This is a genomic window from Pseudomonas sp. GM21 (assembly GCF_000282215.1).
Taxonomy (GTDB): Bacteria; Pseudomonadota; Gammaproteobacteria; order Pseudomonadales; family Pseudomonadaceae; genus Aquipseudomonas.
Window position 1 is genome coordinate 24755 of sequence record NZ_AKJS01000152.1, and the last position, 7650, is coordinate 32404.

The following is a 7650-nucleotide window of genomic DNA, read 5'->3' on the forward strand; positions in this document are numbered from 1 at the left end:
GGTGAAGCGGGCGGTCGGAATAGTGGGTCGGGATAGTGCCTGCGTCTGGAGGTGCGCATTCGTGCAATTCAGGCAAATCTGATTTGCGCCAGACGCGGTATTTGAAAAGGGCCGGTTTCGTAATAATTGGCGCAATTTGCCTGCGCAAAAAGGCATTCGTACGGTCAGGAGCATTGTCATGGATTTGGGAATAGCGGGGCGTTGGGCGATTGTCTGCGCGTCCAGCAAAGGTTTGGGGCTGGCACGGCAGTCTCGATTGGCTGGACACAATGTAACGCTCAACAATCTGCTGCCGGGGCCGTTCGAGACCGAGCGCTTGCATAAGACCTTGAGCGCCGCCGCCCAGGCCAATGGCGTTGATGACGAGCAGATCAGCGAACAACGTCGTAAAAACGTACCGGCCCAGCGTTTTGGTCAGCCTGATGAGTTCGGCGGGTACTGCGCATTCATTTGCAGTGCCCAGGCCGGTTTCCTGACCGGGCAGAATCTGTTGTTAGATGGCGGCAGTTATCCCGGTACGTTTTGATGGATCGTCAGGCGTGAAAGGAGCACAGGGCAGGTGAGTGTCGATATCGAATGCGTGGTGGTCGGGGCTGGCGTGGTCGGGCTGGCGGTTGCCAGGGCACTGGCCCGGAGCGGGCGCGAGGTGATACTGATCGAAGCCGGTGAGAGGATCGGCGTGGGCATCAGTTCGCGCAATTCAGAAGTGATCCACGCCGGCATCTATTACCCGAGTGGCAGTCTCAAAGCGCAATCGTGCGTGGAGGGCAAGCAACGCCTCTACGCCTTTTGCGCTGAGCGCGGTGTCGATTATCAGCGCCTGGGCAAGTTGATTGTGGCCACCGATGACCGCCAGTGCACGGCCTTGCAGGCGTTGCTGGAGCAGGGGCGGCGCAATGGCGTCGATGATTTGCAATGGCTGGACGCGGTGCAAGCCCACGCCCTTGAACCGGCACTGTCCTGCGTCGCAGCGCTCTGGTCACCTTCCACCGGAATTGTCGATTCCCATGCCTTGATGCTGGCGCTTCAGGCCGATGCTGAAGCGTCGGGCGCTACGGTTGCGTTTCACACACCGCTGGTGACTGCCCGTTGCAGCGAGCACGGTTTTCAATTGCACACGGGCGGTGCGCAGCCGATGAGCTTGAGCTGCCGCGAGTTGATCAATTGCGCCGGATTGTCCGCGCCTGAGGTGGCGAGCCGGATTGAAGGCTTGCCGTCGCAGCACGTTCCAACGGCCCGGTTATGTAAAGGCAGCTATTTCAGCTTCAGCGGCCAGGCGCCGTTCCGGCATCTGGTGTATCCGGCGCCGGAGAGCGCCGGGCTAGGCGTGCACATGACCCTTGACCTTGGCGGCCAAGCGCGCTTCGGGCCGGACGTCGAATGGGTCGACCATATCGACTACCGCGTCGACCCGCGTCGGGCCGAAGGTTTTTACGAGGCCATTCGACGTTACTGGCCCGGTCTGCCCGATAACAGCCTGCAACCCGCCTACAGCGGCATCCGCCCGAAAATCACTGGCCCGACTGAACCGCCCGCCGACTTCATTATCAGCGGCCCGGCAGAGCATGATGTACCAGGGCTGGTGAACCTGTTCGGTATTGAATCACCGGGCCTGACCAGTTGCCTGGCGCTGGCCGATCGGGTGGTGGAGTGCCTTTCCCCCAAGTCAGTCGACGACACAATCCTGTAGCAGCTGTCGAGCCTGCGAGGCTGCGTTCGGCTCGGTCAGCGCTGAACGCAGCCTCGCGGTGCTCGACAGCTGCTACACGGCGGCGGCTACACAGATCGCATCGCGAAGGTGCCGGTTATCAGCGTTAGTGATGCAACCCCCTGAGCGGGCTATGCTTTGCAGTGCGCCCACCACCATGGGAGATCTCTCATGATCAACGTACGCACTGCCCGCATGCTTGCCGATTACAAAAACTGGGCCGACCAGCGCCTCTTTGACAGCCTGGCCGCATTGCCGGCGGGGGAGGTCGGTAAAGAACGCGTGTCGGTGTTCAAAAACATGATCGGCACCCTGAACCACATCTACGTAGTGGACTGCATCTGGCAAGCTCACCTCGAAGGCCGAGGGCACGGCTTCAAAACCTCCCATGATCTGTTGCATGCCGACCTTGGAGAACTGCGCATGGCGCAACGGGAGATCGATCACTGGTACTGCGATTGGAGCGAGCGGCAAACCGAGGCGTCGCTGGATAAACCCGTCGAGTTCACGTTTGTCTCAGGCGAAAGCGGCACCATGAGTGCCGGCGCGATGCTGATGCACGTGGTCAACCACGCCAGCTATCACCGGGGCTGGGTGGTCCAGATGTACTTCGAAATCCCGGCCATGCCACCGGTCACGGACTTGCCGGTGTACCTGCGCGAGACCCAACCGACAGCGTTCACGTCGCTGCATGTCCCGGCAGCGGAGCCGACATGTGGTGTGCAATTTTCGAACGCAACCAGCGTTCTGCCGGATCGTTATCGTTGACGCCGTTCCAGACCATGGACAGTTCGGACAGCACAATGTCAAACGGCGGGTCGTCGGCACGCAACTGGCTGCTGCCTTCGATCAACGCACACGCGGCATAATCCGGCACCGAGGCGAGCATATCGGTGCCGGCCAGCAAGGAACGCAAACCGGCGAATTGCGGCACCGCCAAGACCACCCGCCGTGAACGACCGATTCGCGCCAGGTCATTGTCGATGGCCCCGGTCAAGTCCCCGGAAAACGACACCAGTGCATGGGGCCGGTCGCAGAACTCGTCCAGCGTCAGAGGCCCGGGCCGGTCATCGCCGCGCAAAATCTTCACGCTCAAGTCGCGCAACTTCTTGCGCTTGGCGTTGGCCGGCAGCTCCGTGGTGTAGCTGATCCCGACCGAAATCTCGCCGCTGGCGAGCATTGATGACATCAGCAGAAAATTCACCCGCCGCACCACCACCACAACGTTCTGCGCCTCCTCGCGAATCTGCTTGAGCAACGGCGGAAACAGACCGAACTCGGCGTCGTCGGACAGGCCGATGCGAAACACATCACGACTGGTGGCCGGGTCGAAATCCTTGGCCCGGCTGACCGCACCGGAAATAGTGTCCATCGCCGGTTGCAACTCCTTGAGAATCGCCAGCGCACGCGGGGTTGGCTCCAGTGTTCGACCATTGCGCACCAGCAACGCGTCGTCGAACAGATCGCGCAACTTCGCCAGCGAAGCACTGACAGCGGGCTGACCGAGGAACAGCTTCTCCCCGGCGCGGGTGAGGTTTTTCTCGAACATCAATGTTTCGAAAATCACCAACAGGTTCATGTCCACGCGGCGCAGGTCATTGCGGTTCATGGGGATTGCTCGCAGGTTTTTTGGGTCTGTTCAGTAAAGCATCAATCCTGAATTGGTCATTAAACGGTGATGTTTAACACACATCTCCAGATACTCTCTCAGGCTACACATCCTTGCGCCGTTACCTACGACTGCGCCAGAATCCGCCGGCTTGTGCGCCTTGGGCCTGGACTTTATCGTTTCCGGGTCGCTGACAAATCAGCGATCGGGTTTAGCGACCCGAACCTTTGTAGGCGCAGCAGCGCTCCAAACTCTCTTGCAGAATGTTCACGTCTGCGATTGATGTCATGGCGGCTGTGCGCGGGAGACCTTCGGGTCTGCCGGGCGCCTACACCCGGTTCGCTAACCTGCGTGCAGCCGCCACCCTTTCTTGTTTAGCGACAGGTCCAGGTGGCTCCATTAATTGTAGGAGTTTCACTATGTTCAAGATCACACCCAACCCACCCGAAACCGACGACGTTTCCCCCTACGAATCCACCGATGCCAAAAAGCTCAACAACGCCGCCGACCGTGCCCTCGATTACTACCTCAAACCGGTCATTCCCAAAGACACCCCACGCAAACCCAGCACGATTTTCTTCGTCGCCCCCGAGACCGATGACGAAACCTTGTTGGTCAATGCCTGTGAGTCATTGGCGTCAGCGAGTGTCATGTTGAGTGATTTTGCGGGGCAGTTGAGCGGCCCGCAGCGCCATACCGTGCTCGGCATTCAACAGTCCGTCATGTTGGGGGAACTGGCGGTGAACCGGATGCTGGATAACGTCGATCCGCAGAACGCTTGACGCAGTGATCGTTCCCACGCTCTGCGTGGGAATGCAGCCCCGGACGCTCTGCGTCCCGTTCGAAAGCTGGAACGCGGAGCGTCCCTTGAGGCATTCCCACGCGGAGCGTGGGAACGATCATTGAGCCGTCCCGGGCTCCGTCAGTACCTTCCTGAACGTCTCCACCAACGGCCGCAAATTGATCCGGTGCCACGCCGCCCACAATGGCGTGGTAAACGAAATCCACGGTACTTCCCGCAGCACCACGCCCGGTGGTGCATTCCTGCTCAAACCCTTCTGAATCATCGCAATCCCCAACCCCGACGCTACCAGCCCCAACGCCGTGAAGGGTTCGGTGGCTTCCATGCGGATGTCCGGGGTGAATCCGGCGCGGATGCAGGCGCTGACGAAGTCGTCGCGGCTGGTGACGTTTTGCCGGTGTTGCACGCCGATCCATTCCTGATCGGCCAGGTCCGCCGGGGTCAGTGCCGACTGATGGGCGAGGGGATGGTGCTCCGGCAGCGCCAGCAACATCGGGTCGTCCAGTACTTGAAAGCCCAGCAAATCCGGGTCCTCGGCGACGGGTGGTTCGCTGACCAGGGCGATATCCAGACTACGCTGGCGAAGGCCTTCGAGTTGTTCGGCGGAGCTCAGGTTGTACAGCGCGACATGCACGTTCGGCCGGTCGACGCGCAGCACGCGCAAGGCATTCGGCAGCACGCCGGCGTGCATGGCGTTCTCGATGTAGCCGATGCACAAGCCGCCTTCTTCGCCGCGACCGAGGCGTTTGCCGAGGGATTCAAGGCGATTGGCGTGGGTCAGCAGGGCGCGGGTTTCGGCGAGGAAGGTCTGGCCGTCGCGGGTCAGGCGGATGCGTTGCTGGCTGCGTTCGAACAGGGTCAGGCCCAGGCGTTCTTCGAGCTGGGCGATCTGCCGGCTCAGGGGCGACTGGGAAATGTGCAGGCGTTCGGCGGCGCGACCGACGTGTTCCTCTTCGGCGACGGCGACGAAGTAGCGCAATTGGCGGATGTCGATCATGTAAGACCTATAGGGACTTAAGTGCTGCACATTATGTCTTGGACGGTCCGACCGTCGCAATCTAGGATCTGCTCAACGGTCAGGCAACTGGCCAATGAAACTGACGAGGATTGAATCATGAGCTTGAAAGACAAACTGCCCGGCGCGCTGGGTTTCGGCACCGCGCCCTTGGGCAACATGTTCCGCGCCATCCCTGAAGAAGAGGCGCTGGCCACTGTGCACGCCGCTTGGGATGCCGGCGTACGTTACTTCGACACCGCACCGTTTTACGGTTCGGGTCTGTCGGAAATCCGCTTGGGTAACGCACTGGCGAAGTACAACCGCGATGACTATGTGCTGAGCAGCAAGGTCGGCCGGGTCATTCTTGATGAAGTCGAAGACGCCGCTGCCCGTGACTTGGGCGAGAAGAGCGGGGTGTTCGAACACGGTCTTGCGAACAAGATCGTCAACGACTACAGCGCCGATGCGACGCTGCGTTCCATTGAAGACAGCCTCAAGCGTCTACAAACCGACCGTCTGGACATCGTCTGGGTGCATGACATCGCGCAGGACTTTTACGGTGATCAATGGCTGGAATATTTCAACCAGGCCCGCACCGGTGCGTTCAAAGTGCTGACCCGTTTGCGCGAAGAAGGCGTCATCAAGGGCTGGGGCCTGGGCGTGAACAAGGTCGAACCGTGCGAGTTGACCCTTGATCTCACCGAAGCGCAGCCGGACGGTTTTCTGCTGGCGGGTCGCTACACTCTTCTGGACCACGACCGTGCCTTGCAGCGTCTGATGGACGCCGCGTTGGCGCAGAACGTCGAGATCGTGGTCGGTGGTCCTTACAGCTCGGGCATTCTGGCTGGGGGCACACACTTCGAATACCAGCAGGCCAGCCCGGCGATCATCAATAAAGTCGAGCACATCAAACGTATCGCCGCCGCACACGGTGTCGATATCAAGGCCGCGGCGTTGCAGTTTTCGTTGGCCAACCCGGCGGTGGCGGCGGTGATTCCAGGGTCCAGCCGTCCAGAGCGGATAGCTGAAGACGTTGCCGCACTGTCGGCGGAAATTCCCCCAGCTTTTTGGCAAGCGATGCGTGACGCAAAACTGGTGTCCGACCGCGCGCCATTGCCAATCACAGGAGTTTGAACATGAAGATCGATCTGAGTGGAAAACTCGCCATTGTCAGCGGCAGCACTGCCGGCATTGGCTTGGGCATCAGCAAGGCACTGGCCGAATCTGGCGCCACGGTGGTGGTGATCGGCCGCGAGACGGCCAAGGTCGAGCAGGCGTTGGCGAGCATTCGTCAAAGCGTGCCGGGTGCGCAATTGCGTGGCCTGACCGCTGACCTGGGCACTGCCGAAGGCGCCGAGGTGCTGTTCGCCGCCGAGCCGCGTGCGGACATCTTGGTGAACAACCTCGGCATCTTTAACGACGTGGATTTTTTCGACACGCCCGACAGCGAGTGGACGCGCTTCTATGAGGTCAACGTGATCTCCGGCGTGCGCCTGTCCCGACATTACGTGCCGGACATGGTCAAGCAGGGTTGGGGCCGGGTGATCTTCGTGTCCTCGGAATCTGGCATCTCGATCCCCGCCGACATGCTCAACTATGGCGTGACCAAAAGCGCTAACCTGGCGGTGTCCCATGGCCTGGCCAAACGCCTGGCGGGCACTGGTGTGACAGTCAATGCGATCCTGCCCGGCCCGACGTTGACCGATGGCCTGGAGCAGATGCTCAAGGACGCCACCGCCGCATCCGGTCGCAGCGTTCGCGAAGAGGCTGATGCGTTTGTGCTCAAGGCGCGGCCGACGTCGATCATCCAGCGCGTGGCGGATGTCGAAGAGGTTGCGAATCTTGTGGCGTACATCGCTTCACCGCTGTCCTCGGCCACTACGGGCGCGGCATTACGCGTCGACGGCGGTGTCGTCGACAGCATGGCGATTTGATTTTTTTTGATTAAGAGAGAGCATTACATGGCAACTGCATCAGCGTTTACCGATATCCCGGCTTCGGCCGATGAAGTGTGGCAATTGATTGGCGGCTTCAACTCGCTGCCGGACTGGCTGCCATTTATTCCGCAAAGCGAATTGAGTGAAGGCGGACGGGTGCGTAGTCTGCAAACGGCAGATGGTGCGGTAGTGGTTGAGCGTCTTGAAGCGTTTGATAACGCAGGCAAAACCTACAGCTACTCGATTCTGCAGGCGCCGTTTCCGGCCACCGCGTATTTGGCGACGATCAACGTTGAAGCGCAGGGGCAGGGGGCTCGGGTGACGTGGTCGGGGCGGTTTGAGCCGGTGGGTGTGAGTGAGGAAGAAGTGGTGGCGTTGTTTAGCGGGATTTATCAGGGTGGGCTGGAGGCATTGCGGGCCAATTACCCAGCCTAGAAATACGAGTTGACCCTGTAGCAGCTGCCGAGCCTGCGAGGCTGCGCTCGGCTGCGAAGCAGTCGTAAAACCAGAGCACGCGGTCTGTCAGATACACCGCGTTGTCTGATTTCACGACTGCTTCGCCCGAGCGCGGACCGAGCCGAACGCAGCCTCGCAGGC

At 60.5% G+C, this 7650-nt stretch carries 8 protein-coding genes and 1 pseudogene; 7 read left to right on the forward strand and 2 right to left on the reverse strand.

The genetic code is table 11. The annotated features are described in order from the left end of the window. Positions 1-235: 235 nt before the first annotated feature. From PMI22_RS04690 to PMI22_RS04680, 3 genes and pseudogenes are all read left to right on the forward strand, one after another. A pseudogene (locus PMI22_RS04690) lies at positions 236-526 on the forward strand (SDR family oxidoreductase); the annotation flags it as partial. A 33-nt stretch (positions 527-559) separates the two neighbouring features. Continuing rightward, the gene (locus tag PMI22_RS04685) at positions 560-1690 is read left to right on the forward strand and encodes an NAD(P)/FAD-dependent oxidoreductase (protein WP_007948366.1); all 1131 of its coding nucleotides are present in this window, start codon (positions 560-562) and stop codon (positions 1688-1690) included. 189 nt (positions 1691-1879) lie between these two features. Then, positions 1880-2476 (forward strand): DinB family protein, encoded by a 597-nt coding sequence (locus tag PMI22_RS04680; protein ID WP_007948368.1) that lies wholly within the window; start codon positions 1880-1882, stop codon positions 2474-2476. On the opposite strand, the gene PMI22_RS04675 is transcribed toward PMI22_RS04680, so the two are convergent. Beyond that, positions 2388-3317 (reverse strand): LysR substrate-binding domain-containing protein, encoded by a 930-nt coding sequence (locus tag PMI22_RS04675; RefSeq protein WP_007948369.1) that lies wholly within the window; start codon positions 3315-3317, stop codon positions 2388-2390. The genes PMI22_RS04680 and PMI22_RS04675 overlap by 89 nt on opposite strands. Before the next feature lie 419 nt (positions 3318-3736). Here PMI22_RS04675 and PMI22_RS04670 point away from each other — a divergent pair, with 419 nt between their 5' ends. Further along, entirely contained in the window at positions 3737-4099 is a 363-nt protein-coding gene (locus PMI22_RS04670) for a DUF6124 family protein (protein ID WP_007948370.1), read from the forward strand. A gap of 117 nt (positions 4100-4216) precedes the next feature. Here the strand turns inward: PMI22_RS04670 and PMI22_RS04665 are convergent, their stop codons facing one another. Then, the gene (locus tag PMI22_RS04665; protein WP_007948372.1) at positions 4217-5116 is read right to left on the reverse strand and encodes a LysR substrate-binding domain-containing protein; all 900 of its coding nucleotides are present in this window, start codon (positions 5114-5116) and stop codon (positions 4217-4219) included. Positions 5117-5233: 117 nt separating this feature from the next. On the opposite strand from PMI22_RS04665, the gene PMI22_RS04660 reads away from it, so the two are divergent. Genes PMI22_RS04660 through PMI22_RS04650 form a run of 3 tightly spaced genes read left to right on the forward strand, consistent with a single transcriptional unit; the run spans position 5234 to position 7488 of the window. Next, a complete protein-coding gene (locus PMI22_RS04660) occupies positions 5234-6250 on the forward strand; it encodes an aldo/keto reductase (RefSeq protein ID WP_007948373.1) in 1017 nt (338 codons plus the stop codon). A 2-nt stretch (positions 6251-6252) separates the two neighbouring features. Further along, positions 6253-7050, forward strand: a complete 798-nt coding sequence (locus tag PMI22_RS04655) for an SDR family NAD(P)-dependent oxidoreductase (RefSeq protein WP_007948374.1) — start codon at positions 6253-6255, stop codon at positions 7048-7050. Between the two features lie 27 nt (positions 7051-7077). Beyond that, complete coding sequence (locus PMI22_RS04650) at positions 7078-7488, forward strand: SRPBCC family protein (RefSeq protein ID WP_007948375.1); 411 nt, start codon at positions 7078-7080, stop codon at positions 7486-7488. The last annotated feature ends 162 nt before the right edge of the window (positions 7489-7650 follow it).